Origin of the sequence: Streptomyces sp. P3 (assembly GCF_003032475.1) — a bacterium.
GTDB lineage: Bacteria > Actinomycetota > Actinomycetes > Streptomycetales > Streptomycetaceae > Streptomyces.
In genome coordinates this window covers 7551624-7575927 of record NZ_CP028369.1, presented here as the reverse complement: position 1 = coordinate 7575927, position 24304 = coordinate 7551624, and the positions used below count along the sequence as shown (strand labels likewise).

The 24304-nt window shown below is 71.2% G+C and carries 18 protein-coding genes; 9 read left to right on the top strand and 9 right to left on the bottom strand.

Features of this window, described 5'->3' with window-relative positions; translation table 11 throughout:
• The first annotated feature begins 302 nt into the window (after positions 1 to 302).
• Positions 303 to 2129: a long-chain fatty acid--CoA ligase gene (locus C6376_RS33430; RefSeq protein WP_107446792.1), complete on the top strand. Its 1827-nt coding sequence runs from the start codon at positions 303 to 305 to the stop codon at positions 2127 to 2129.
• 124 nt (positions 2130 to 2253) lie between these two features.
• On the top strand, positions 2254 to 3090 hold the full coding sequence (locus C6376_RS33425; RefSeq protein WP_107446791.1) for an aldo/keto reductase: 837 nt from the start codon (positions 2254 to 2256) through the stop codon (positions 3088 to 3090).
• A gap of 66 nt (positions 3091 to 3156) precedes the next feature.
• Here C6376_RS33425 and C6376_RS33420 read toward each other — a convergent pair whose 3' ends face one another.
• From C6376_RS33420 to C6376_RS33405, 4 genes are all read right to left on the bottom strand, one after another.
• The gene (locus tag C6376_RS33420) at positions 3157 to 3858 is read right to left on the bottom strand and encodes an SDR family oxidoreductase (RefSeq protein WP_107446789.1); all 702 of its coding nucleotides are present in this window, start codon (positions 3856 to 3858) and stop codon (positions 3157 to 3159) included.
• Positions 3859 to 4576: 718 nt separating this feature from the next.
• Positions 4577 to 5491, bottom strand: coding sequence for a trans-aconitate 2-methyltransferase (locus C6376_RS33415; protein ID WP_107449341.1), 915 nt, complete (start codon positions 5489 to 5491; stop codon positions 4577 to 4579).
• Between the two features lie 362 nt (positions 5492 to 5853).
• A complete protein-coding gene (locus C6376_RS33410; RefSeq protein WP_107446787.1) occupies positions 5854 to 7572 on the bottom strand; it encodes a glycoside hydrolase family 6 protein in 1719 nt (572 codons plus the stop codon).
• Positions 7573 to 7631: 59 nt separating this feature from the next.
• Positions 7632 to 9149, bottom strand: a complete 1518-nt coding sequence (locus C6376_RS33405) for a cellulase family glycosylhydrolase (RefSeq protein WP_107446785.1) — start codon at positions 9147 to 9149, stop codon at positions 7632 to 7634.
• A gap of 263 nt (positions 9150 to 9412) precedes the next feature.
• Between C6376_RS33405 and C6376_RS33400 the strand changes: the two genes are divergently transcribed.
• A complete protein-coding gene (locus C6376_RS33400) occupies positions 9413 to 12328 on the top strand; it encodes a glycoside hydrolase family 48 protein (protein ID WP_107446784.1) in 2916 nt (971 codons plus the stop codon).
• A 229-nt stretch (positions 12329 to 12557) separates the two neighbouring features.
• Here C6376_RS33400 and C6376_RS46255 read toward each other — a convergent pair whose 3' ends face one another.
• Positions 12558 to 12686: a hypothetical protein gene (locus C6376_RS46255; protein WP_301554725.1), complete on the bottom strand. Its 129-nt coding sequence runs from the start codon at positions 12684 to 12686 to the stop codon at positions 12558 to 12560.
• 57 nt (positions 12687 to 12743) lie between these two features.
• On the opposite strand from C6376_RS46255, the gene C6376_RS33395 reads away from it, so the two are divergent.
• Together C6376_RS33395 and C6376_RS33390 are read left to right on the top strand one after the other, a co-directional pair.
• Positions 12744 to 15419: a cellulose binding domain-containing protein gene (locus C6376_RS33395; protein WP_107446782.1), complete on the top strand. Its 2676-nt coding sequence runs from the start codon at positions 12744 to 12746 to the stop codon at positions 15417 to 15419.
• 120 nt (positions 15420 to 15539) lie between these two features.
• On the top strand, positions 15540 to 15944 hold the full coding sequence (locus tag C6376_RS33390) for an SgcJ/EcaC family oxidoreductase (protein ID WP_107446781.1): 405 nt from the start codon (positions 15540 to 15542) through the stop codon (positions 15942 to 15944).
• A 77-nt stretch (positions 15945 to 16021) separates the two neighbouring features.
• Here C6376_RS33390 and C6376_RS33385 read toward each other — a convergent pair whose 3' ends face one another.
• The 3 genes from C6376_RS33385 to C6376_RS33375 form a co-directional block, all read right to left on the bottom strand.
• Positions 16022 to 17794 carry a rhamnogalacturonan lyase gene (locus C6376_RS33385; protein WP_216825699.1) on the bottom strand — a complete coding sequence of 591 codons (1773 nt, stop codon included), beginning with the start codon at positions 17792 to 17794 and terminating at the stop codon, positions 16022 to 16024.
• Between the two features lie 288 nt (positions 17795 to 18082).
• On the bottom strand, positions 18083 to 18871 hold the full coding sequence (locus C6376_RS33380) for a class I SAM-dependent methyltransferase (protein WP_107446777.1): 789 nt from the start codon (positions 18869 to 18871) through the stop codon (positions 18083 to 18085).
• 29 nt (positions 18872 to 18900) lie between these two features.
• On the bottom strand, positions 18901 to 19203 hold the full coding sequence (locus C6376_RS33375; protein WP_107446775.1) for a 4a-hydroxytetrahydrobiopterin dehydratase: 303 nt from the start codon (positions 19201 to 19203) through the stop codon (positions 18901 to 18903).
• 228 nt (positions 19204 to 19431) lie between these two features.
• Between C6376_RS33375 and C6376_RS33370 the strand changes: the two genes are divergently transcribed.
• The 4 genes from C6376_RS33370 to C6376_RS33355 all read left to right on the top strand — a co-directional run bounded on the left by C6376_RS33370 (position 19432) and on the right by C6376_RS33355 (position 23759).
• Positions 19432 to 20280, top strand: coding sequence for a helix-turn-helix domain-containing protein (locus C6376_RS33370; protein WP_173985787.1), 849 nt, complete (start codon positions 19432 to 19434; stop codon positions 20278 to 20280).
• A gap of 114 nt (positions 20281 to 20394) precedes the next feature.
• On the top strand, positions 20395 to 21258 hold the full coding sequence (locus C6376_RS33365) for a helix-turn-helix transcriptional regulator (protein WP_107446773.1): 864 nt from the start codon (positions 20395 to 20397) through the stop codon (positions 21256 to 21258).
• 202 nt (positions 21259 to 21460) lie between these two features.
• Entirely contained in the window at positions 21461 to 23236 is a 1776-nt protein-coding gene (locus C6376_RS33360; protein ID WP_107446772.1) for a right-handed parallel beta-helix repeat-containing protein, read from the top strand.
• Between the two features lie 85 nt (positions 23237 to 23321).
• Positions 23322 to 23759, top strand: a complete 438-nt coding sequence (locus C6376_RS33355) for a hypothetical protein (RefSeq protein ID WP_107446771.1) — start codon at positions 23322 to 23324, stop codon at positions 23757 to 23759.
• Positions 23760 to 23843: 84 nt separating this feature from the next.
• Here C6376_RS33355 and C6376_RS33350 read toward each other — a convergent pair whose 3' ends face one another.
• Positions 23844 to 24272, bottom strand: a complete 429-nt coding sequence (locus C6376_RS33350; protein ID WP_107446769.1) for an OsmC family protein — start codon at positions 24270 to 24272, stop codon at positions 23844 to 23846.
• Positions 24273 to 24304: the final 32 nt, after the last annotated feature.

Below are 24304 nucleotides of genomic sequence, written 5' to 3'. Positions count from 1 at the left end.
CGTCCGCCCGACGGCCCGGGCTCGCCGCCGAGGAGAGCCGCCGCGCCGTGAAGGGCCCGGCGGGAGGGTCGGGCGGCGTAAGCGGTACGGGCAGATTCGGTGGAGATTACGGTGCCGAAACTTACTCAACCGTCAGCTTTGTGTCCGGCCCTTCCCCTTGTGAGCCCTTTTTCCCGCCCTGACCAGCGTGGACGGGAACGTCTCCCGCCTGCGGCACCCCTCCCGCCCTGTCGCCGGGTGGGGTAGCTTTCACGGCGCTGTGCGGCCATGGGAATGCGGGGTACGGAAGCGGGGTGGGAAGTTTGCGGGAGTTCACCAACCCTGCGTTGGCGCTGCCACCACCGGTCGGCGGTCTGGCCGATGTCGTCTTCCGGCACGCCCAGGAGGACCCGCACTACATCGCGCTCGGCCGCAAGGACGAACACGGCGAGTGGCGGGACGTCACCTCCGCCGAGTTCCGCGACGAGGTCCTCGCCCTGTCCAAAGGCCTTCTCGCCCAGGGCATCCGGTTCGGCGACCGCGTCGCGATCATGTCCCGCACCCGCTACGAGTGGACCCTGTTCGACTACGCCCTGTGGACCATCGGCGCCCAGGTGGTGCCGGTCTACCCCACCTCGTCCGCCGAGCAGTGCTTCTGGATGCTCTACGACGCCGAGTGCACGGCCGCCGTCGTCGAGCACGAGGACCATGCCATGACGATCGCCACCGTCATCGACCGCCTGCCGCAGTTGCGGCAGCTGTGGCAGCTGGACTCGGGCTGCGTGCAGGAGCTGTACGACGCCGGCGCGGCCATCGAGGACGAGGTGGTCCACCGTCACCGGGAGGCGGTCACCCCCGACTCCACCGCGACGATCATCTACACCTCGGGGACCACCGGCCGGCCCAAGGGCTGCGTCGTCTCGCACGGCAACTTCATGTTCGAGGCGGACACCGTCATCGAGCGCTGGGAACCGGTGTTCCACTCCAGGAAGGGCGACGAGGCGGCGACCCTGCTGTTCCTGCCGCTGGCGCACGTCTTCGGACGGATGGTACAGATCGCCGCGATCCGTGGCAGGGTCCGCTTCGGCCACCAGCCCCAGCTGCACGCGTCCGCGCTCCTGCCCGACCTGCAGGCGTTCCGTCCGACGTTCTTCCTGGCCGTGCCGTACATCTTCGAGAAGGTGTTCGGCGCGGCCCGGCGCAGGGCGGAGCGGGAGGGCAGGGCGGGGCCGTTCGAGAAGGCCGTGGACGTGGCCGTGCAGTACGCCGAGGCGGTCGAGGCGAAGGCGTGGGGCACCGGGCCGGGCCCCTCCGCGGGGTTGCGCATGCAGCACCAACTGTTCGAAAAGCTCGTCTACGCCAAGCTGCGCGCGGCCATGGGCGGACGCGTGCGGCAGGCGATGTCCGGCGGCTCGGCCATGGACCGCAGGCTCGGCCTGTTCTTCTCCGGCGCGGGCGTGCAGATCTACGAGGGATACGGCCTGACGGAGACGACGGCGGCGGCGACGGCCAACCCGCCCGGACGCACCCGGTACGGCACCGTCGGCCAGGCCATCCCCGGCATGACCGTGCACATCGCGGACGACGGCGAGATCTGGCTGCGCGGCGACAACGTCTTCCAGGGGTATCTGAACAACCCCAAGGCCACCGACGAGACCCTGCACGACGGCTGGCTGGCCACCGGCGATCTCGGCGCCCTGGACGAGGACGGCTATCTCACCATCACCGGCCGCAAGAAGGAGATCCTGGTCACCTCGGGCGGCAAGAGCGTCGCGCCGGGGCTGCTGGAGGAGCGGGTGCGCGACCACCCCCTGGTCCACCAGTGCCTTCTGGTGGGCAACGACCGGCCGTTCGTGGCCGCCCTGGTCACGCTCGACCACGAGGCCGTCGAGCACTGGCTGCAGATGCGCGGCAAGCCGCAGATGACGCCCGCGGAGCTGGTCCGCGACGCCGACCTGGAGGCGGAGGTCCGCCGGGCGGTGGTGGCCGCCAACACGCTGGTCTCGAAGGCGGAGTCGATCCGCACCTTCCGCATCCTCGGCCAGCCCTTCAGCGAGGAGCACGGGCTGTTGACCCCGTCGCTGAAGCTGAAGCGCAAGGCGATCGAGAGCGCTTACGCAAAAGAGGTCGAGGCGCTGTACGGCTCCTGAGCCGGAGGCTGCTCGAGGTCTTGGACGGGCGGGGAGCGGGTACCGGAGGGGAGGAATGCATCGACCGTCGTGATCGTTGACGATGGGAGTACCCCTTGACGGACAACCGAAGGATCAAGAGCTCGTGAGCAGCAAGGTCCCCCCGATCATCCTCAACAACGGCGTCGAGATGCCCCAGCTGGGCTTCGGGGTCTGGCAGGTGCCGGACGACGAGGCGGAGCAGGCGGTCACCACCGCACTGGAGGCCGGGTACCGCAGCATCGACACAGCGGCGATCTACGGCAACGAGAAGGGCACCGGCAAGGCCCTCGCCGCCTCCGGCGTCCCCCGCGAGGACATCTTCGTCACCACCAAGCTCTGGAACTCCGACCAGGGGCACGACTCGACGCTGCGCGCGTTCGACACCTCGCTGGAGAAGCTCGGCCTGGACCACGTGGACCTGTACCTGATCCACTGGCCGCGGCCGGCCCGCGGCCGGTACGTCGACACGTACAAGGCCTTCGAGAAGCTCCTCGCCGACGGCCGCGTCAAGGCGATCGGCGTGTCGAACTTCCTGCCGGAGCACCTCGAGCGGCTGATCGACGAGACGTCGGTCGTGCCGGCGGTCAACCAGATCGAGCTGCACCCGCATCTGCAGCAGCAGGCGTCCCGCGCGTTCCACGCGGAGCGGGGCATCGCCACCGAGGCCTGGTCCCCGCTCGGCCAGGGCAAGGGCCTGCTCGAGGTCCCGGCGGTCGTGGCGATCGCCCGCAAGCACGACCGCACGCCCGCCCAGGTGGTGCTGCGCTGGCACCTCCAGCTCGGCAACGTGGTGATCCCGAAGTCCGTGACGCCGTCGCGGATCAAGGAGAACATCGACGTGTTCGACTTCAGCCTGGACACCGAGGACCTCGCGGCGATCAGCGCCCTGAACGAGGACCGTCGCATCGGCCCGGACCCGGCCACGTTCGACGTCGGGTGACGATGTGCACCCGTGGCGGGGGGCGCCTCCGTCCTGGGGGCGCCCCCCGCCACGTCGCGGAGCTCGTCAGTTGGGCTGGCCGATCGGCCGGACGACGACGGTGTTGACGTCGACCCCGGCGGGCTGCCGCAGGGCCCACACCACGGAGTCGGCGATCTGGTCGGCGGTCAGCAGATGACCGGGCGGCAGGCTGCCGTAGCCGTCCCAGAACGGGGTCTCCACCCGGCCGGGCGCGACCAGCGTCACTCCGACGCCCCACTCGGTGACCTGGCGGCGGGTGTTCTCCGCGAGTGCGGTGACCGCGTACTTGGTCGCCCCGTAGAGGTTGCCCGGGGTGGGCACGAAGCCGGCGACACTGCCGATCAGCACGATCCGCCCCCGGGTCTCCTTCAGCGCGTCGATCGACGCCCGGATCAGCAGCGCGGGCCCGAGGACGTTGGTCAGCACCATGTCGGTCCACCCGGCCGGATCGCCCTCGGCGACCGAGTCGTGGGTGGCGGTCCCCGCATTGGCGACGACCGTGTCCAGCCGGCCGTGGGCGTCGAGGGTACGGTCGACCGCCGACCGTACGCTGTCGTAGTCGGCGGCGTTCCCGGTGAAGGTCGACAGGGCCTTCGGGTCGCCGAGGTCCGCGGCGAACGCGCGCAGCCGTTCCTCGCCCCGGCCGGTGACGGCGACCCGGTGCCCGAGGTCCAGCAGTTGCCGCGCGACGGCGGCGCCGATGCCGCTGCCGCCGCCGGTGATCAGTGTGACCGGTGAGTCGGTCATGGTTGCCCCCTGTGTCTCGGTGTACCGGCGGGGAGTCCATCAGTTGGAGTGCTCTCGAGGTCAAGTGCCCTCGCCGGTGGGGCGGTGGGCGGCGGAGGAGAAGTGGCGGCGGCACTGCGTCTCGCCGGGACCGCCGTCCGCCCGCGCGCACACCTCGGCGGCGGTCGCAGCCGGATCCGACCAGCGCCTCCGGTGTGGCAGATGAGACGAACCGACGTGCAACTCCTCGCCGGCCGTGGTGCTTTGGAGGGCGAGGGCGGGGGCACCGACGGGCAGGACGGCCGGGTGCCGGGCAGGTGGGGGCAGCAGGCGGCGGCGTCTCCCGCACCTGGACGGAGCCGTCCGGGGCGCCGGCCGCGTGCAGGGCGCCGTCGGCGGAGAAAGCGAGGGCCACGCGGTCCGCGGCGCAACCGACGGCTCTCGACATCGGCGCCCTGCTCCGGCCGCGCGCATCCCAGAAGGTCGGGCGGCCCCGCCGGTCGGCGACGGCCAGACAGCGGCGGGTGTGCCTGAAGGCGCCCACGGTCAGGTGGTCCTCGCCGGTCAGGCCGACGGCTCCCGCGCGACACCTGCCCGTCAACCGCGTCGACGAGTGTTCCCTCCACGGCACCGGCCCACCCCGACCCTCGACCGCAGACCGGGCGGCCGGCCGTCCGCCGACCGATCACCCGCTGATCGCCGATCACCGGCCGCGGGATCGCGGCTCTGAGCCCGCCCGTCAGCCCGCCCGTACGGCGGTGTGCACGGTGTGGGCGGCGAGCACGAAGACATCGGCCCGGCGGTGCACGCTCGCCTCGTCGTCCGGGTCGAGGAGGCGGTCGACCGTGGCGCGGTCCTCGGGGTCGAGGTCCTCGCCGAAGGCCTCGCGCAGCCGGGACAGGCTCGCGACGACGTAGGCGCGGGCCCGGTCGGAGGCGGGCGCGGGCAGGTCGAGCAGGAAGCTGCGGCTGCGGCTGTGCGTCAGGCCCGCGGCGCCGAGCAGCGCCGCCCAGTCCTCCGTCACGGCGACGGAGCCCGGCAGGTCGGCCCGCATCCGCGCGAACCACTGCGCCTCCAGCACGTCGAGCCGTGCCTCCAGACCCGGCCGTCCGAAGCCCGGGTCGCGCGGCAGGAACCGGGTCGGCAGTCCGCCCTCCATGATCGCCAGCGTTCCGCCGGGCCCGAGTCGCTGCGCGAAGGCCGCCAGGGCGGCGCGCTGGTCGCCCAGGTGATGCAGGCTGCGCCCGGCCCACAGCAGGTCGGCTGGGTAGTCCAACTCGTCGAGAACGCCTGGCAGTTCACCGGCCAGGGTGCCGAACCGGTCGGCGTAGCCGAGCCGGGACGCGCGTTCCCCGGCCCGCCGCAGCAGCGGCTCGGAGCCGTCGACCGCCAGGACGCGCGCACCGGGGAAGGTCTCCGCGAACAGACAGGAGACGACCCCGGGGCCGCTGCCCGCGTCCACGATCAGCCCGGGCTCGGTCACCTCCTTGGCGAGCCAGGCCAGGGCCCGCTCGTAGAGGGGGGTGAACAGTTCGGCCTGCGCCTCCAGATGCTGTGCCATCTCGGCCCAGTCGATGTCGGTGCGGTGACCGTGCGGGTGGCCGTGATCGTGCGTGTCCTGGTCGGCGTGGGATGCGTGCGGGTGGTGCGCCATGGTGGTCAGCCTCTCGTCCGGTGTGCCGTCAGCGTGCGCCGACGCACCGGACGAGGACCACTTCTGTTGCCGGGACGGCAAAAAGACGGGTGCGGACGGCAAGCCGTTCCACACCCGTTTTCCCGCGCGATTCCGCATCCGTTTCCTGTGCGTTTCCGCATCCGTTCGCCCGTCTGTTTCCGGGTCCGGCGCAGCCGCCGCTGCGCCGGACGACGCCCGGCGGGCCGGAGTGACGGGAGCGGCCGAGCGGAACCCCGCCCGGCCGTCCGGTCGGCGATCCGCCGGGGACCGGCCCGGGAGGGCCGACCGCCCGGCGGATCACCCCGACCGCGGCTTCACCGCCGGGCGGATCCGCTCACCGGCTACAGCGCCGGGTACGCGTTCTGCAGCAGCTGCTGGAACTGGGCCGAGAACCAGTGCCCGGACAGCGGCGCGTTCCCCAGGGAGCCCGACATGCTGTTGCCGTTGCGGGGGTTGCCCGTGTAGGTCGGGTCGCACATCCGGTCGAAGCCCTTGCCCTCGTCGTTGGCGATGGCGGAGCTGGAGCCGTCGGACTCACCCGGCGGCTTCATCCAGACGTACGCGTCGATCCCGGCGGCCGGAGCGGCCTTCGGGCGCTCGCCGAGTCCGGCGCCGGACTGGTTGCACCAGTTGCCGACGTGGATCCGACGGTCGTAGCGTCCGCCGTTCACATAGGTGTCCACGCTGGTCGTGGCGCCCGGTCCGGCGGGCCGGGCGGAGCCGCCCCAGCCGTTGCGGGAGGTGTCGATCAGCATGCCGATTCCGGACCGGAAGCCGGTCGTGACCAGCTGGTTGCGGAACGCCTGGGCGTAGGAGAGCTCATCGACGTACCGGTTCCAGTCCACCCACTTGGACTCACGGACCGACTTGCCGGCCACCTGGTCGTTGATGGTGAAGTTGTTCTCCTTCAGGGCGCTGTAGTTCGCCGTGTTGGTGATGAAGCCGTGCACGTCGTCGACGGTCGCGCCCTCGGCGTTCGCGGCCTGGAACATGATCTGGGCGGAGGCGGCGAAGTTGTCGTCCCAGCCGAGCCAGCCGTGGTGACCGGCGTCGATGTAGTTGTAGACGTTGGGTATGGCGCCGAGCTTGTTCAGCGCGTAGCCCACGCCCTTCACGTAGTTGCCGTTGGCCTTCATGGTGTCGCAGGTCGGCGTGGCGGTCGGCCGGCTGCCCGTGTTGGTGACGAGGTTGGGCAGCGAGTCGATCTCGACGGTGGTGACGATCCGCAGCGAGGCGTACTTGCTGTCCGAGAGGATCGCCGCGATCGGGTCGATGAACTGCGTCTTGTACTTGTCGATCTCCGTCGGGCCGAGCTCGCCGTTGGAGGCGAGAGCGGAGCAGTCCCGCCCGGGGAGGTCGTAGACGACCAGTTGGACGACCTCTTCGCCGCTGCCCTTCTGGGCGAGGGCCGCGTCCAGGTGGGCGCGCAGCCCCATGTGGCCGCCTGTGCCGTTGATGGCGGCGATGCGGTCGAGCCAGACGCCGGTGGGCTGGCTGGAGATGCGGCTGCCGCCCGGCTCGGCGGCGGCGTTCGCCGACCACTCGGGGTTCACGTACACCTTGGCCCCGGCGTAGGGGTTGTCGACCCTGGTGGAGGGGGTGCCGGGGTCGGTGGGGCCCGGATCGGTGGGGCCGGTCCCGCCGTCCACGTTGCAGGTGACCCCGTCGAGGGTGAACGCGGTCGGGACGGCGTTGCTTCCGCTGTAGGTTCCCTGGAACCCGAAGCTGACCGAACCGCCGGTCGCCAGATTCCCGTTGTAGGTCTCGTTGTTGGCGGTGACGGTCGTACCGGACTGGGTGACCTTGGCGTTCCAGGCGTTGGTGACCTTCTGGCTGCCGGCGTACGCCCACTTCACCGCCCAGCTCGACTTGGCTGCCGAGTTGTTGGTGACGGTGACGGCGGCCGTGAAGCCGCTGCCCCAGTCGTTCTGCACCTTGTAGTCGACGCTGCACGGGACGGCGGCGAGCCCCGAGTCGCCGGGGACCACGGCGAGCGCCGTCCCCGAGGCGCCGGCGACCAGCGCCAGCGCGGCGAGTACCGCTGTTCTGCTACGGCTCATGAGTGCGGGTTCCTTCGTGGTCGAGGGTGATGTCCGTTCTGCTGCTTGCCGGGTGGCGCCTATCCGTCGAGTGCGCGCAGATGGTCGCGCAGTCCGATGCCGTACGCCGTGGGCGTCCCGTCGTAGGCGGAGATGAGGGACGGACCGGTGGAGCAGTCCCAGGCGTTCCAGGTCCAGCCCAGGTACGACAGGCCGCGATCGTCGAACCACTTCATGACGCGGTCGACGAAACCGTGTGAGCAGGTGTTCTCGCCGATCTCCCCGGCCACCAGCGGCACCTGGGCGGCCACGGGGGCGAGCGTGGAGTTCCAACAGGTTTCGTTGGAACAGGAGTTGAAGTTGTACACGTGGTACGCGGCGGCGAGATTCCCGGTGGGGTCGGTGGGCTTGTGGGCCAGCCACTGACCGAGGTCGTTGGAGTAGGCGAGCCCGCCGGCCAGGATCACGTTCCTGGCCCCGGTCGCCCGTACGGAGTCGACGAGGTCCTGCATTCCGGCGACCTCGTAGCCGATGCCCGGGCAGGTCCCGCCGTCCCGCCAGCACTGCCACGCCTGGGCGGTCGTGGCGGTGGCGCGGTCCGGGTAGGGCTCGTTGAACAGGTCGAACACCACGCTCTGGTCGCTCTTGAAGGCATCTGCGACCGAGGTCCAGAACGCCGGCGAGTACTGCATGTCGGGCATCGGCTTCTGGCAACTGGCGTGCGCGTCGGAGCAGCCGGCCGAGTTGCCCGTGTACTGGCCGTACGTCCAGTGCAGTTCGACGATCGGGGTCATGCCGTGTGCCTTGACGCGGGCGACCAGGTCCTTCACGGCGTTGACGTAGGTCGCGCCCCGGTACGCGGGATCGATGTTCGAAAGACCCAGCCAGCACTCCTCGTTGAGCGGTATACGCACGGTGTCGACGTGCCAGACGGCGATCGCCGCGACGGCGGCGTCGTCGACCGGTCCGTCCCAGATGCCGCGCCCCTGCACGCACATGAACTCGCCGCCCGAGCGGTTCACGCCGAGCAGTCGGCGGGTGTTTCCGGCGGCGTCGACGAGCTTGTTGCCCGAGACGTGCAGGGCGGGCGGCTCGTCACCGGTGCCGGGCGGGTCGGTCGAGGGCGGTGCGGTGGGGGTCGGCGTGGACGTGGGGCTCGGCGTGGGTGTGGGTGTGGGGTCCGTACCGGCGTTACAGGTCGTGCCGTTGAGCCGGAAGCCGCTCGGCACGGCGTTCACCCCCGCCTTGGAGGCGATGAATCCCGCGCCGACGCTCGCGCCGGTGCCCAGGGAGCCGTTCCAGCTCTCGTTCGCGGCGGTGACGGTCGCTCCGGACTGGGACCACTTGGCGTTCCAGCCCTGGGTGACCTTCTGGCCGCCCGCGAAGTCGAAGGCGAGACTCCAACCGCTCACGGCCGCCGCGTTGTTGGTGATCCTCACGGCACCCTGGAAGCCGGTGTCCCACTGACTGGTGACCGAGTACTCCACCGTGCAGGCAGGCGCCGCTCCTTGCGCCGCGACGACCGGCGACAGGGCGCCCGCGACGAGGGCGACCGTGCCGGCGACGGCTAAAAGTACTGAACGCGGGGGGTGACGCATGAGCGACTCCTTGCAGCTCAGGCGCGCCGTGACGGACGCGTCGACTGATGGAACCGCTCCCACTGGTGTCTCGAAGTTAGCGCCACGTGCCGGCAAAGAACAGGGGAGTAACTGACTTTTACTCAACTCCGGCAGTCGAATCTTTTCGACTCTTCAAGCATCTTGACCCCGTTCGCCCTCATCCCCACTATGGGAGCGCTCCCACTGGTTCAAGGCTTGTTGCTCCTCCCCCACTCCCCGAGCCGCAAGGAGGAACCAGCACCATGAAACCCTCACGCAGACGTCGCGGGGCGCGGCGCCTGTGGACCGCCGCCCTGGCGGCCCTGGCGCTCCCTCTCGCCATGCTCAGCACGAGCACGACACCCGCCCAGGCGGCCGCGCTCGCGTGCAGCGTCGACTACAAGACCAACGACTGGGGCTCCGGGTTCACCGCGGACCTCACCCTCACCAACCGGGGCACCGATCCGATCAGCGGCTGGGCCCTGACGTACTCCTACGCGGGCAACCAGAAGCTGTCGAACGGCTGGAACGGCAGCTGGTCGCAGTCCGGTCAGCAGATCACCGTGAACAACGCCTCCTACAACGGGACGATCGCCCCCGGCGCGGCGGTCGGCACGGGCGCGCAGTTCACCTACAGCGGCACGAACGCCGCTCCCACGAGCTTCGCCGTCAACGGCACGCCCTGCGTCGGCGCGCACCAGCTGCCGGTCACGGTGCTGACCAGCCCGACCGCGGGCGCCGTCTACACCCAGGGCAGCGCGGTGCCGCTCGCGGCGACCGCCGCGGCCGCCGACAACGCGACCATCACCAAGATGGAGTTCTACGACGACACGACCCTGCTGGGCACGGACACGAGCGCGCCGTACACGCTGTCCGCCTCGGGGCTGTCCGTGGGCAACCACTCCCTGGTGGCCAAGGCGTACGACAGCCTGGGCGCGTCGGCGTCGTCCACACCGGTCGGCATCACGGTCGCCTCGGGGCCCGCGGTGGTCGCCTCCACCACCCAACTGGCCGTGCAGCAGGGCAAGACGGGCACGTTCACGCTGAAGCTGTCGACCCAGCCGTCGGCCAACGTGACCGTCACGACCGCCCGCACGGCCGGCAACACGGGCCTGACGGTGAGCGGCGGCGCGAGCCTCACCTTCACCCCGGCGAACTGGAACACCGCCCAGACCGTGACCATCACCGCCAACGCCTCCGGCACCGGCGCCGCGACCTTCGAGTCGAGCGCCACCGGGCACGCGAAGGCGACGGTCACCGCCACCGAGATCGCCGGGACCAAGGCGTACGACGCCCGGTTCCTCGACCTCTACGGCAAGATCACCAATCCGGCGAACGGCTACTTCTCCCCCGAGGGCATTCCGTACCACTCGGTCGAGACACTGATCGTCGAGGCACCGGACCAGGGCCACGAGACCACCTCCGAGGCCTACAGCTACCTCCTGTGGCTGCAGGCCATGTACGGGAAGATCACCGGCGACTGGACCAAGTTCAACGGCGCCTGGGACATCATGGAGAAGTACATGATCCCCACCCACGCCGACCAGCCGACGAACTCCTTCTACAACGCGTCCAAGCCGGCCACCTACGCGCCCGAGCTGGACACGCCGAACGAGTACCCGGCGAAGCTGGACACCGGGGTGTCCGTGGGCTCGGACCCGATCGCCGGTGAGCTGAAGTCCGCCTACGGCACGGACGACGTCTACGGCATGCACTGGCTGCAGGACGTGGACAACACCTACGGATACGGCAACGCGCCCGGCAAGTGCGAGGCCGGCCCGGCCGACACCGGCCCCTCGTACATCAACACCTTCCAGCGCGGCGCCCAGGAATCGGTGTGGGAAACGGTTCCGCAACCGACCTGCGACGCCTTCAAGTACGGCGGCAAGAACGGTTACCTGGACCTCTTCACCGGTGACGCCTCCTACGCCAAGCAGTGGAAGTTCACCAACGCCCCGGACGCCGACGCGCGCGTCGTGCAGGCCGCGTACTGGGCGGACATATGGGCCAAGGCCCAGGGCAAGGGCAGCGACGTCTCCGCGGCCGTCGGCAAGGCCGCGAAGATGGGCGACTACCTGCGCTACGCCATGTACGACAAGTACTTCAAGAAGATCGGCAACTGCGTCGGACCGACCGCCTGCCCGGCCGGCACCGGCAAGGACGCCTCGCACTACCTGCTCTCCTGGTACTACGCCTGGGGCGGCGCCACCGACACCAGCGCCGGCTGGGCATGGCGCATCGGCTCGAGCCACACCCACGGCGGCTACCAGAACCCCCTGGCCGCCTACGCGCTCAGCAGCTACGCCGACCTGAAGCCCAAGTCGGCGACGGGACAGGCGGACTGGGCGAAGTCGCTCACCCGGCAGATGGAGTTCTACCGCTGGCTGCAGTCCAGCGAGGGCGCCATCGCGGGCGGCGCGACGAACAGCTGGGCGGGCCGCTACGCGACTCCCCCGGCCGGCACGTCGACCTTCTACGGCATGTACTACGACCAGCAGCCCGTCTACCACGACCCGCCGTCCAACCAGTGGTTCGGCTTCCAGGCGTGGTCGATGGAGCGGGTGGCCGAGTACTACCAGCAGACGGGGAACGCGAGCGCGAAGGCGGTCCTCGACAAGTGGGTCGACTGGGCGCTGTCCAAGACCACGATCAACCCGGACGGCACCTTCCGGATCCCCTCCACGCTCCAGTGGTCGGGCCAGCCCGACACCTGGAACGCGTCGAGTCCGGGCGCCAACAACGGCCTGCACGTCACCGTCGCCGACTACACCGACGACGTCGGAGTGGCCGCCGCGTACGCCAAGACCCTGACGTACTACGCCGCCAAGTCCGGTGACACGGAGGCGAAGACGACGGCCAAGGCGCTCCTGGACGGCATGTGGACCCACAACCAGGACGCCCTCGGTGTCGCGGTCCCGGAAACCCGCGCCGACTACAACCGCTTCGACGACGGCGTGTACGTGCCGAGCACCTTCAGCGGCAAGATGCCGAACGGCGACACGATCAGCTCCTCCTCGACCTTCGCCTCGCTGCGGTCCTTCTACAAGAACGACCCGGCCTGGTCGAAGATCGAGAGCTATCTCGCGGGCGGCGCCGCGCCCGTGTTCACGTACCACCGCTTCTGGGCCCAGGCGGACATCGCCATGGCCATGGGCTCGTACGCGGAGCTTCTCGAATAAACCCCCGCTGAGCGCTTCGCCGGCCGGGCGGCGTCCGACCGCGGGCAGGATGCGGCCGGCCGCGCGGTTCCCCGCGGCCCCTCGCCCCTCGGGGCCAGGGGACACGGGGTGGCGCCGCCCTCCGGCGGAGCGCTCGAGGTTCCGCGTACGTGGCCCCGTCACCTGACGACGGGGTCCAGCCGGGCGGCCCCCACCCGCACAGGGGGCCGCCCGGCAATCGCACGTCCCGTCACGGCCGGTCCCGCCCGGCCACCGCAGGCTCGGCGACCACACCCTCGGGCACCGGGCCTCCCACCACCCGCACGTCCCGCACGTCCCTCTCATCCAGACCGTCCCGCACGTCCTGAACGTCCCGCATCCCTCTCCCCCGCACCCCGTCTCCTCCCCATGGCTTTCGCGAGGAAGGACCCCCACCGTGCGAAGAACCCGCATCCTCACGGCCGTACTGGCGCTCGCCGCAGGCCTCATCGCGGGCAGTCCGCCCGTACTGGCCGCGCCCGGCAGCCCACGCACGACATCGGCCGCGGAGTCGTACACCTGGAAGAACGCCCGGATCGACGGCGGCGGCTTCGTCCCCGGCATCGTCTTCAACCGCAAGGAGAAGAACCTCGCCTACGCGCGCACCGACATCGGCGGCGCCTACCGGTGGCAGGAGTCGAGCGGGACGTGGACTCCGTTGCTGGACTCGGTCGGCTGGGCGGACTGGGGACACACCGGCGTGGTCAGCCTGGCCTCCGACTCCGTCGACCCGAACAAGGTGTACGCGGCGGTCGGCACGTACACCAACAGCTGGGACCCGGGGAACGGGGCCGTGCTCAGGTCCTCCGACCGGGGCGCGAGCTGGCAGAAGGCGGACCTGCCGTTCAAGCTGGGCGGCAACATGCCCGGCCGGGGCATGGGCGAGCGGCTCACGGTCGACCCGAACAGGAACAGCGTGCTGTACCTGGGCGCGCCGAGCGGCAAGGGCCTGTGGCGGTCCACGGACTCGGGCGGCACGTGGTCGCAGGTGGCGAACTTCCCCAACGTCGGAAACTACCAGCAGGATCCGACCGACACGAGCGGGTACGCGTCCGACAACCAGGGCATCGTCTGGGTCACCTTCGACGAGTCGACGGGTACGTCCGGCACCGCCACGAAGACGATCTACGTCGGGGTGGCGGACAAGGACAACGCGGTGTACCGCTCGACGGACGCCGGCGCGACCTGGTCGCGGCTGGCCGGGCAGCCGACGGGATATCTGGCGCACAAGGGCGTGCTGGACGCCGTCAACGGCTATCTGTACCTGGCCTACAGCGACAAGGGCGGGCCGTACGACGGCGGCAAGGGCCGGCTGTGGCGGTACGCGACGGCCAGCGGCACCTGGACGGACATCAGCCCGGTGGCGGAGGCGGACACCTACTACGGCTTCGGCGGTCTGACCGTCGACCGGCAGAAGCCCGGCACCGTCATGGCGACCGCCTACAGTTCCTGGTGGCCGGACACCCAGATCTTCCGTTCGACGAACAGCGGCGGGACCTGGACGAAGGCGTGGGACTACACGTCGTACCCCGACCGCGCCAACCGCTTCACGATGGACGTCTCGTCGTCACCGTGGCTGACCTGGGGCGCCAACCCGTCGCCGCCGGAGCAGTCCCCCAAACTCGGCTGGATGACCGAGGCGCTGGAGATCGACCCGTTCAACTCCGCCCGCATGATGTACGGGACGGGCGCGACGATCTACGGCACGGAGAACCTCACCAACTGGGACAGCGGCAGCCGGTTCACCGTGAAGCCGATGGTGCAGGGGGTGGAGGAGACGGCCGTCAACGACCTCGCCTCGCCTGCCTCCGGCGCCCCTCTGCTCAGCGCCCTGGGTGACGTCGGCGGGTTCCGGCACACGGACCTGACGAAGGTGCCGTCGATGATGTTCACCTCCCCCAACTTCACCACGACGACCAGCCTCGACTACGCCGAGACGAACCCGAACACGGTGGTCAGGGTGGGCGACCTGGACTCCGGGCCGCACGTGGCGTTCTCGACGGACAACGGCGCCAACTGGTTCGCCGGGACGGACCCCTCGGGGGTGAGCGGGGGCGGGACGGTGGCCGCGGCGGCGGACGGCAGCCGCTTCGTGTGGAGCCCGGCCGGCACCGGTGTGCAGTACGCGACCGGATTCGGCACCTCGTGGCAGGCCTCCAGCGGGATTCCCTCGGGCGCGACCGTCGAATCGGACCGCGTCGATCCGAAGACCTTCTACGGTTTCAAGTCCGGCAGGTTCTATGTCAGTTCGGACGGTGGCGCGAGCTTCACGGCGTCGTCGGCGACGGGCCTGCCCAGTGGGGACAGCGTGCGCTTCAAGGCGCTGCCCGGCACCAAGGGCGATGTGTGGCTGGCCGGCGGGGCGAGCGACGGCGCGTACGGGCTGTGGCACTCCACGGACTCCGGCGCGACGTTCACCAAGCTGTCGACCGTCGAACAGGCCGACACGATCGGCTTCGGCAAGGCGGCGACGGGAGCCTCGTACCAGACGCTCTACACCAGCGCCAAGATCGGCGGGGTGCGCGGCATCTTCCGCTCCACCGACAAGGGCGCGACCTGGACGCGCGTCAACGACGACGCCCACCGGTGGGGCTGGACGGGCGGGGCGATCACCGGTGACCCGCGGGTGTACGGACGCGTGTACGTCTCGACGAACGGCCGGGGTGTCATCTACGGCGACACCTCCGACACCAGCGGCGGCGGCAGCGGGGGCGGTGGGGGCGGCGGCACGGATCCCACGCCCACCCCGACCGGCGCCTGCACGGTGACGTACACGATCACCAACCAGTGGTCGGGCGGATTCCAGGCGGACGTGAAACTCACCAACACCGGCACGAGCGCCTGGTCCGGATGGAGCCTCGGCTGGACGTTCGCCGACGGGCAGAGCGTCACCCAGCTCTGGAACGCCGACTACACCCAGTCGGGTTCGACGGTGACGGCGAAGAACATCGGCTGGAACGGCAACGTGGCTGCCGGCTCGTCCGTGAGCTTCGGCTTCACGGGCAGTTGGTCGGGCTCCAACACGAAACCGACGGCGTTCAAGGTGGGTGACCAGAGCTGCACGGTCGGCTGACGGTCCGTCGAGGGCGCGTGCCGCACCGGGCACGCGCCCTCCGCCGGGCTTCGGGCAGGCGATCCCTTTGGCCGATCACTGCCTTGATCTTCGCCACGCTCGCGGCCGACCATGCTCCCCATGAACGCGGAATCCACGGCGCACGCCGCAGACATCGAGGCCGTCAAGCAGGTCGTCGCCACCGTCGAGCGCTCCCAGCAGCACAAGGACCCGGACGAGTTCCTTTCTCTCTTCCACCCCGACGCGATCTGGACGACGGCCCACGGCAAGGTGCTCATCGGTCTCGACGCGATCTCGGAGTTCACCCGCAAGGTGCTCCCCGCGGCCACCTGGGACGGCGAGGTCAGCTACGAGGTGGTCCATGTGCTCTTCATCCGCCCCGACGTCGCGGCGGTGAAGGTTCGTCAGCGCTACCTGGGCTCGGACGACCAGAGCGAGGGCGCCCCGCTGTACGTGATGGCCCGGCAGGACGACGGCCGCTGGCTGCTGATCGCCTGCCAGAACACGGGCGTCCTCGCCGACTGACCGATCCACCCTGGCGAGCGCACTTGCCGTGAACGGGTGCGCGCCCCCGTCGAGGGGGACGCGCACCCGTGCCCGTTTCAGGGGGTGTACACCGTCGGCCTGGGTGCCGTGGCCATCCCGTCGCCGAGGAAGAAGCTCGGGTGCGGCGGCTGGTTGTAGGCGGTGTTCTGCCAGGCCAGACCGGTGCGGTACATCGTGTCGTGCAGCAGGGTCGTGATCCGCGTGCTGGTCTCGTACGGCGTGGAGTAGATGCGCAGGGCGCGGTTGTCGCCGGTCGGCCAGACGACCTCCTCGCGCCAGTCGCCGAGGATGTCCCCCGACAGCGACGGGGTCGCCTTGGTGCTGTTGTTGGAGTGGACGCCGGAGCCGGTCAGCAGCCGGGTGTCCGAGGCGGGCCCGTACTTGTCGATGTGGGTGCCGTCGAGGAGTTCGCGCACGGGATCGCCGTCCCACCAGGAGAGGAAGTTGACGGAGGACGGCTCCCGGCCCTTGGTCGCGCCCCCTTCGTCGCGGATCGAGCCGTCGGAGGCCGACCAGACCTCGGCGCCGGCGTTGCCCGCCCAGATGTCGCCGGCGACTCCGCGGCCGTTGTCGCAGCAGGCCGCCAGCTTCCAGTTCACGGTGCCCTTCGCCGGGTCGATGTACAGCTCGGCGGGCTGACCCGCGGACTCCGAGACCTTGAAGTACTCCAGGCCCGCGTGCGAGGGGTCGAGGTCGCCGAGGTGCTGGGCGTCGCCGTGCCCGGTCCTCGTCGTCCACAGACCACTGCCGTTGTCGTCGACCGCCATCGCGCCGTAGACGATCTCGTCCCTGCCGTCGCCGTCGACGTCCCCGACGGAGAGGCTGTGGGAGCCCTGTCCGTCGTAGCCCTTACCGGTGTTGGACGACGAGTTGGTGTCGAAGGTCCAGCGTCGGGTGAAGGCGCCGCCGCGCCAGTCCCAGGCCGCGATCACGGTACGTGTGTAGTAACCGCGTGCCATGATCAGCGACGGGCGGGAACCGTCCAGGTAAGCGGTTCCGGCGAGGAAACGGTCGACGCGGTTTCCGTACGAGTCGCCCCAGGACGACACCGAGCCGCGGGCCGGGACGTAGTCGACGGACTGCATCGCCCGGCCGGTGCGGCCGTTGAACATGGTCAGGTACTCGGGTCCGGACAGCACGTACCCGCTGGAGTTGCGGTGATCGGCGGAGGAGCTGCCGATCACCGCGCCGCCGCCGTCCACGGTGCCGTCGGCGGTCTTCACGGCGACCTCCGCCAGGCCGTCGCCGTCGTAGTCGTAGACCTGGAACTGCGTGTAGTGAGCCCCGGAACGGATGTTGCGGCCCAGGTCGATCCGCCACAGCCGGGTCCCGTCGAGTGTGAGACCGTCGAGGAACGTGTTTCCGGTATAGCCCGACTGGGAGTTGTCCTTCGCGTTCGTCGGCTGCCACTTCAGGACGATGTCCAGTGCGCCGTCGCCGTCCAGGTCGCCGACGGAGGCGTCGTTGGCCTCGTAGGTGTAGGCCACGCCGTCGGGGGTGGTGCCGCCGGTCGGCGGCGTGAGCGGGACGTCCTTGTAGCCGGTGCGCAACTGCAGCGCGTGGACGGAGTCGGCCTGTTCGACGCCGCCCACGATCGCGCGCACGGTGTAGTCGGCCTGCGCCGGGGCGCCGGAGTGAAAGTAGTTCGTGGAGCCGGTGACCGGCGTCGGGTTCACCTTCGTGCCGGCCCGGTACACATTGAAGGAAACGGTGTCGGAATCGGTTCCGAGCCAGCGCCAGCTGATCAGGTTGCCGCTGTCGGTGTGCACGCTCACGACGCCCCGGTCGAGGGCCTCGACCTGGCGGGCGGCGGCGGCCGGCGAAGCCACTCCCCCGCGCGTGAGCTCGAGTGCGGGGGACGCGCCGGTGCCGGGGGCGGTCGGTCCGGCGCCCACCAGGACGGCGGCACAGGCGAGCGCGGTGAGGACGGTCCTTCGTCTGCGCGGCCCGCGTGGACGCGACGGCGACGGCTGCTCCGTCCTCGGTGGTCGCGACTGCCGAGCGGGATGGGGGTGCGGGTGCGGCTGCTGCACGAGACGTACCTCCCGAGAGGGACGGACGAGTTCCGTTCTCTCAGTCGCCGCCGCGGACAACCAGGTTGCCGGGTGCGGCCGGGTTCAGGTGTCCCGTGGGCCTGGGTGACGCCCCTTCGGCAACTGGCCGGGAAGCGGCTTCCGGAACGCTCTCAGCGCGAACACGGGATCAGGGCGAGGCCGGTCCTGGTCGGGGAGGGCAGCGAGGCGGGCGGCGAAACCGTCGGCCAGCGGATGTCCGGGCGGCAGGGTGACGAACCAGCCGCGTCGCAGGTCGGAGAGGGCCCGGCGCGGGCTGCGGCCCTGCCCCCGGCCCGGGAAGCCGGCCCGCCCCGCGGGGACCAGGCCGGCCTCGAAGGCGTACGACTCCACGAGTGCGGCGGCGTCCGAGGCCGGCCGGCGCGGACGCGAGGCCAGCACGACATCGATGTCGCTGCCCACGTTGTGCGACGCGCCCTTGTCGACCGTGGTCACGTAGACCCCGCCCGGACGCAGCACCCGGGCGCACTCGGCGACGATCCGCCGCGCGTGGCCCGGGTCCTCCACGAGGTGCAGCAGCCAGACACTGCTGACGGCGTCGAACCGTCCCGTGCCGAAGGGGAGCCGGCGGGCGTCGGCGAGGACCACCGCGTCGGGCAGCCGCGCGGCGGCGTGGCCGGCCATGGCCGGGGCCCGGTCCACGCCCGTCACGCGCAGGCCGGGCCGTGCGTCGGCGAGCCGCCGGGTGACGATGCCGGTGCCGCACGCGACGTCCAGCAGGCTGCGCGCGCCGCCCGGCACCAGGGCGAGGACGCCGTCCGCCGCCGCGGCGGCCCGGGGCTCGCCGCCGCGCAGGGTGTCGTAGCGTTCGGCTTCCTCGTCGTAGTCCAGCACCGCCCGTCCCCCCTCGCCGGCCGCGCGGGTCAGTGCGCCCCGTGCGCGGGGGCCACGGCCTCCACACGGCGGGCGAGCTCGACGTCCAGACCGGTGACGGCGCCACCCGCGCTGTGGGTGTGCACGCTCAGCGACACGGTGTTGTAGCCGAGGGTGAGCTCGGAGTGGTGGTCGAGCTCTTCCTGGATCTGTGCGACATGGATGACCAGGGAGGTCGCGGCGAAGTGCGAGCCGAGCCGGTAGGCGCGGGTGAGGCGGCCGCCGTCCAGGGACCAGCCGGGCAGCTCGCCCAGACGCGCCTCGATCTCGCTCTGCGACAGCGGTTCGGCCATGACCGGTTCCCTTCGTGGGCGTCGCGTACCCGTCCAGCGTGCCACAGGAATCCCGGGACGGCCCTGGTCAGCCTGGCTGCCCGGTCGAACACGACGATCCGGGGCGCCGACGTCGCCCCCGAGCTGCCCGCACACCCTCACCGGGCGCCGTCGGGCACCTGCCGGGGCTGCCGAGCGCGTACCGGCCGGGGCGCGCCCCCTCCCGGTGGATGAACTACGGTCGTGGGCATGACTGTTGTCGCGACCGGTACGGAAGCCGCCCCCTCCGATCCCGCCGGCTCCGTCGATCCCGGTGGTCAGGGTGTGGGCCCGCTGCTGCGGGCCTGGCGGGAACGGCGGCGGATGAGTCAGCTGGAGCTGGCGCTGCGCGCCGACTCCTCGGCCCGGCACGTCAGCTTCGTCGAGACGGGTCGTTCCCGGCCGAGCGAGGACATGGTGCTGCGGCTCGCCGAACAGCTCGACGTGCCCGTGCGTGAGCGCAACGCCCTGCTCCTGGCCGCCGGTTACGCGCCGCGTTTCCCGCAGACCCCGCTGGACGACCCGGCGCTGGACGCGCTGCGCTCGGGCCTGGAGCGGCTGCTCCAGGGCTACGAGCCGTACCCGGCGCTGGTCATGGACGCCCGCTACGACGTGGTCGCGGCCAACCGGGGCATCACGATGCTGCTGGAGGGCGTCCCGGAGTCCCTGCTGGCGCCGCCGCTGAACGCGATGCGCCTCACCCTCCACCCTCAGGGCCTCGCCCCGCGCATCCGCAATCTGCGCGAATGGCGCGGTCACCTGCTCGCGCAGATGGAGCGCCAGATCGCCCTGTACCGCTCGAAGCCGCTGCGGGAGCTGTACGAGGAGGTGGCCGCCTATCCGGTCGCGCACCACGAGTCGGCCGACGAGCCGGGCGAGCCCGTGCCGTACTTCGCGCTGCCGATGCGGATCGAGCACGAGGGGCGGATCCTCTCCTTCATCTCGTCGGTGGCCACCTTCAACACCCCCATGGACGTGACGGTCGCCGAACTCGCCGTCGAGACGTTCCTGCCCGCCGACCCGGCGACGGCCAAGTACCTGCACGGCGCATCGGACTGACACCCGGTCGGCCGCCGTGTCATGCGGTTGAATGCCCCACTCCGCTATCCGTGAGATCGGGGCCGGGACGTGGCACACTGGCCCGCGTGCCTCGACACGCAGGGGAGACGTGGGGTGAGTGAGCGACGGCCCGCGCCCACGGTGGGCCAGGTGGTACTCGGCAGACGGCTGCAGGAACTGCGCGAGGCGGCCGGCCTCAGCCGCGACGAGGCCGCCCGTGCCCTGCGCGTCGCGCCGGCCACGGTACGGCGCATGGAGACGGCCGACGTCGCGCTGAAGGTGCCGTACGTGCAGGTCCTCCTGGAGGCGTACGGCGTCCCCCGGGACGAGGCGGGGGCGTTCGTCTCGCTCACCGAGGAGGCGAACCGGCCCGGCTGGTGGCAGCGCTTCCACGACGTCCTGCCGGAGTGGTTCAGCCTGTATGTGAGCCTGGAGGGCGCGGCACGGCTGATCCGCTCCTACGAGCCGCACTTCGTGCCCGGCCTGCTGCAGACGCGGGCCTACGCGTCGGCGGTGCTGGAGGCGGGGACCGTCGGGCGCACACGGCCGGACTCCCTCGAACGGCACGTGGCTCTGCGCATGGCGCGCCAGCGACTGCTGGAGAGCGCCGAACCGCCCCGCCTGTGGGTGGTGATGGACGAGACGGTGCTGCGCCGGCCGGTCAGCGTCGACGCCGCCGTGATGGCCGAACAGCTGGACAAGCTGGTGGAGTTCGCCGAGCGGGACCGGATCACTCTGCAGGTCTGCGAGTTCGCGGCGGGCCCGCATCCCGGGACGTCCGCGCCGTTCTCGCTGTTCCGTTTCGGCGAGCCCGAGCTGCCCGACATGGTCGTCACCGAGTATCTGACCGGCGCGCTCTACCTCGACGACCGCAAGGAGGTCTCCGCCCATCTGGAGGTCCTCGACCACATGACGACGCACGCCGCGTCCGCGGAGCACACCAAGCAGATCCTGCGGGACGCCCGCGACGGCGTCTGAACCCGGCCGCCGCCCCGTCGGTCCCGCCGGAGCCCCGCCCGGTCCGGTCGCGGACCGGGACCCGGCGACAGGTTCTGTGAAGGCCCCTCGTCACGCACCCGGCACGGCAGCCCCGCTCGGGTAGCATCGGTGACGGTCGGTCAACGGTGCTGTATGGACGGTCGACGCTGGTGCACGCGCAGGCGCTTCGGGGGAGGCGGGCATGGTCAGGAAGTACGTCGTCTCCGCGCGCGGAGGCCGCGGCACGCATCCCGACATCCAGTCCGCGCTGCGGGCCGCGGCCGCACGCGGACGCGCCGCGCGCATCGAGATCGCGCCCGGCCGGTACGAGGAGCAGCTCACGGTCCACGGCGAGGTCGAGCTGGTGGCGGCCGGCGAACCCGGCTCCGTGGTACTGGGCCGGCCGCGGGGCACCGTGCTCACCACCCTCGGCTCGGTCGTGGTCCGCGGCCTCGTGCTCACCGGCCGCGACGCCGACGCCGGAGTCGTCCACTGCCGGGCCGGATTCCTCACCCTCGACCGGGTCGAGGTGCGGGCACACCACGGGGTGTGCGTGCATGTGCCGACGGGCACCTGCGCGACCCTGACGGACAGCGGATTCCGGTTCGGCCGGACCGTCTTCGCCGGCAGCACCGGAGTCGTCGAGCGGTGCCGGTTCGCCGGTGCGGCCGACAACGCGATCGCCGTGATCGAGAGCGCCCGGGTCACGGTCCGCGACAGCCGTGTCGACGGCGCCGCCATCCACGGCGTGCGCGTCAGCGACGCCTGGGCGCACCTCACCGGATGCGAGATCACCGGCACCGAGCGGACGGCGGTGATCGCCGACGCGCAGGCGGAGTTGACCGTCGAGGACTGCCGGATCGAGGGGGTGCACGCGGCGGCGCTCGAGTTCGTCGAGCGGTCCCGGGGCGCCGTCCGTGGCACCCGGGTGCTCGATGCCGAGAACGGGATCGTGGTGGCGAGCGGCGCCGACCCTCAGGTGCGGGGCTGTGTGTTCACCGGCTGCCGTGACACGGGCATCCACGTCCAGGACGCGGGCCTTGGCGCCTTCGAGGACTGCGAGGTCGTCGACGCGGGCAACGTCGCGGTGCTGTCGACGCGGGGCGGTGCTCCGCGGGTCGACGGCTGCCGCGTCTCGGGGGGCAATGTGGGCATCGCCGTCACGGATCGCGCCAGAGGCAGGTTCACCGGCTGCCAGGTGCGCGACCTGACCGGCGTCGGGCTGCGGGTCTGGGACGAGAGCAAGGCCGTGTTCGAGGACGTCCGCGTCGAGCGCTGCCCGTTCGGTCTGGACGCCAAGGGCAACGGCGGCACCACGGCGGAGCTCACCGGCGTGTCCTTCGGTGACTTCGACATGATCGCCGTGGCCGCCGTCGGCCAGTCCCGGGTGACGCTCAGGGGGGCCACGGCCGAACGCGGGCTGCTGGGCTTCGGCGCGGGCGAGGAGGCCCAACTGCACCTGCACGACTGCACCGTCACCGGGGTGGAGACCGGTGGGGCCCTGGCGTTCGGGACGGCACGGCTCGTGGCCCGCAACCTCACGGTGACGGGTGCGCAGTCGTACGGCCTGTGCGGGACGGGCTCCGCGTATCTGGACGTCACCGGCGGCAGCTTCGAGGACTGCGCGGCCACGGGCCTGCGCTGCGACGGGGAGTGCGGCGGCCGACTGGTGGACTGCTCCGTCACCGGCACGTCGGGAACGGCGGTGCAGCACAACGGGCGGGTCCAGCTGGTCTCGTTGCGGACGACGCTGCCGGTCAAGGAGATCACCGAGCCCGCCCCGCCGCCGACGATCGTGAACAACTACCACGGCCCCGTGTTCGTGGAGGCCGTGCACAGCGCCCAGTTGGCGTGGGGCAACACCAACGTCGTCCAGCAGCAGACACATCAGAGCAGACCGGACGACCGGAGCGAACGGACCGGGCAGACCGCGCGGACCGATGACGCCGGCCGCGGCGACCCCGCCGATCGACCCTGACGCGTCCGACCCCTCCCACCCCTCCCACCCCGCCCACCCCGCCCACCGCACAAACCGACCCCACCCACCCGGACGGAGCCAGCCGGTGAACGACCCGAACGCAGCGAACGGTGCGAACGACCCGCAGCAGGTGAACCACTACGACGGCCCGGTGTTCAACCAGGGTGCCTCGAACCTCCAGTTGGCCTGGAACAACGGGACGGTCACCCAGAACCAGCAGATCAACGACGGCTCGGTCGCACCCGGTTACGAGGCGCTCGCGGCGCTGGTGACCGAGCTGCTCCAGCAGCTGCCCGGGGCGGGCCTCGACGACCGCGACCGCGCGGACGCAGCGTCGGCGGCCGAGGAGGTCATCGCGGAGATCACCGGCTCCGGCTCCCCCGAGCCCGGCCGCGTCCGCCGTGCGGTCACCACGCTCAAGGGGGCCCTGGCCCCCGTGGCGACCGGTCTGGCCGCGGGAACGGCGGTGGGAGCGCAGGAGTGGGCCCAGTCGGCGATCAGGGGTCTGACCGGACTCGTCTGAACCGCGAGGCGGGCCGGCCCGCCCGGGCCGGGCGCGCGGACCGTCCGTCGGGGGCGGCCCGGCGTGCCCGGCGAGGGCGGCCGGTCAGGCGAGCTTGGCCGACAGCGTGATCGGAACGGCCTTCAGGGCCTGGCTGACCGGGCAGTTGACCTTGGCCTGCTCGGCGGCGGCGAGGAAGCCGTCCTCGTCGAGGCCGGGCACCGTGCCCTCCACGGTCAGGTGGATGCCGGTGATGCCCTCGCCCGGCTGGAAGGTCACGTCGGCCGAGGTGACGAGCTTGGCGGGCGGCGTGCCCGCACCGGCCAGGGCGTGCGAGAAGGCCATGGAGAAGCAGCTGGAGTGGGCTGCCGCGATGAGCTCCTCGGGGCTGGTCTTGCCGTTCGCCTCCTGGGTACGGGCGGCCCACGTCACGGGCTGCTGGTCGATGGCGCCGGAGGAGTCGAAGGTCACGACCCCGTTGCCCTCGATCAGATTGCCTTCCCAGACGGTGTGTGCGGAGCGCGTGGTGGCCACGGTTCTTCCTTTCGCATGGGGATCCCGGTAAA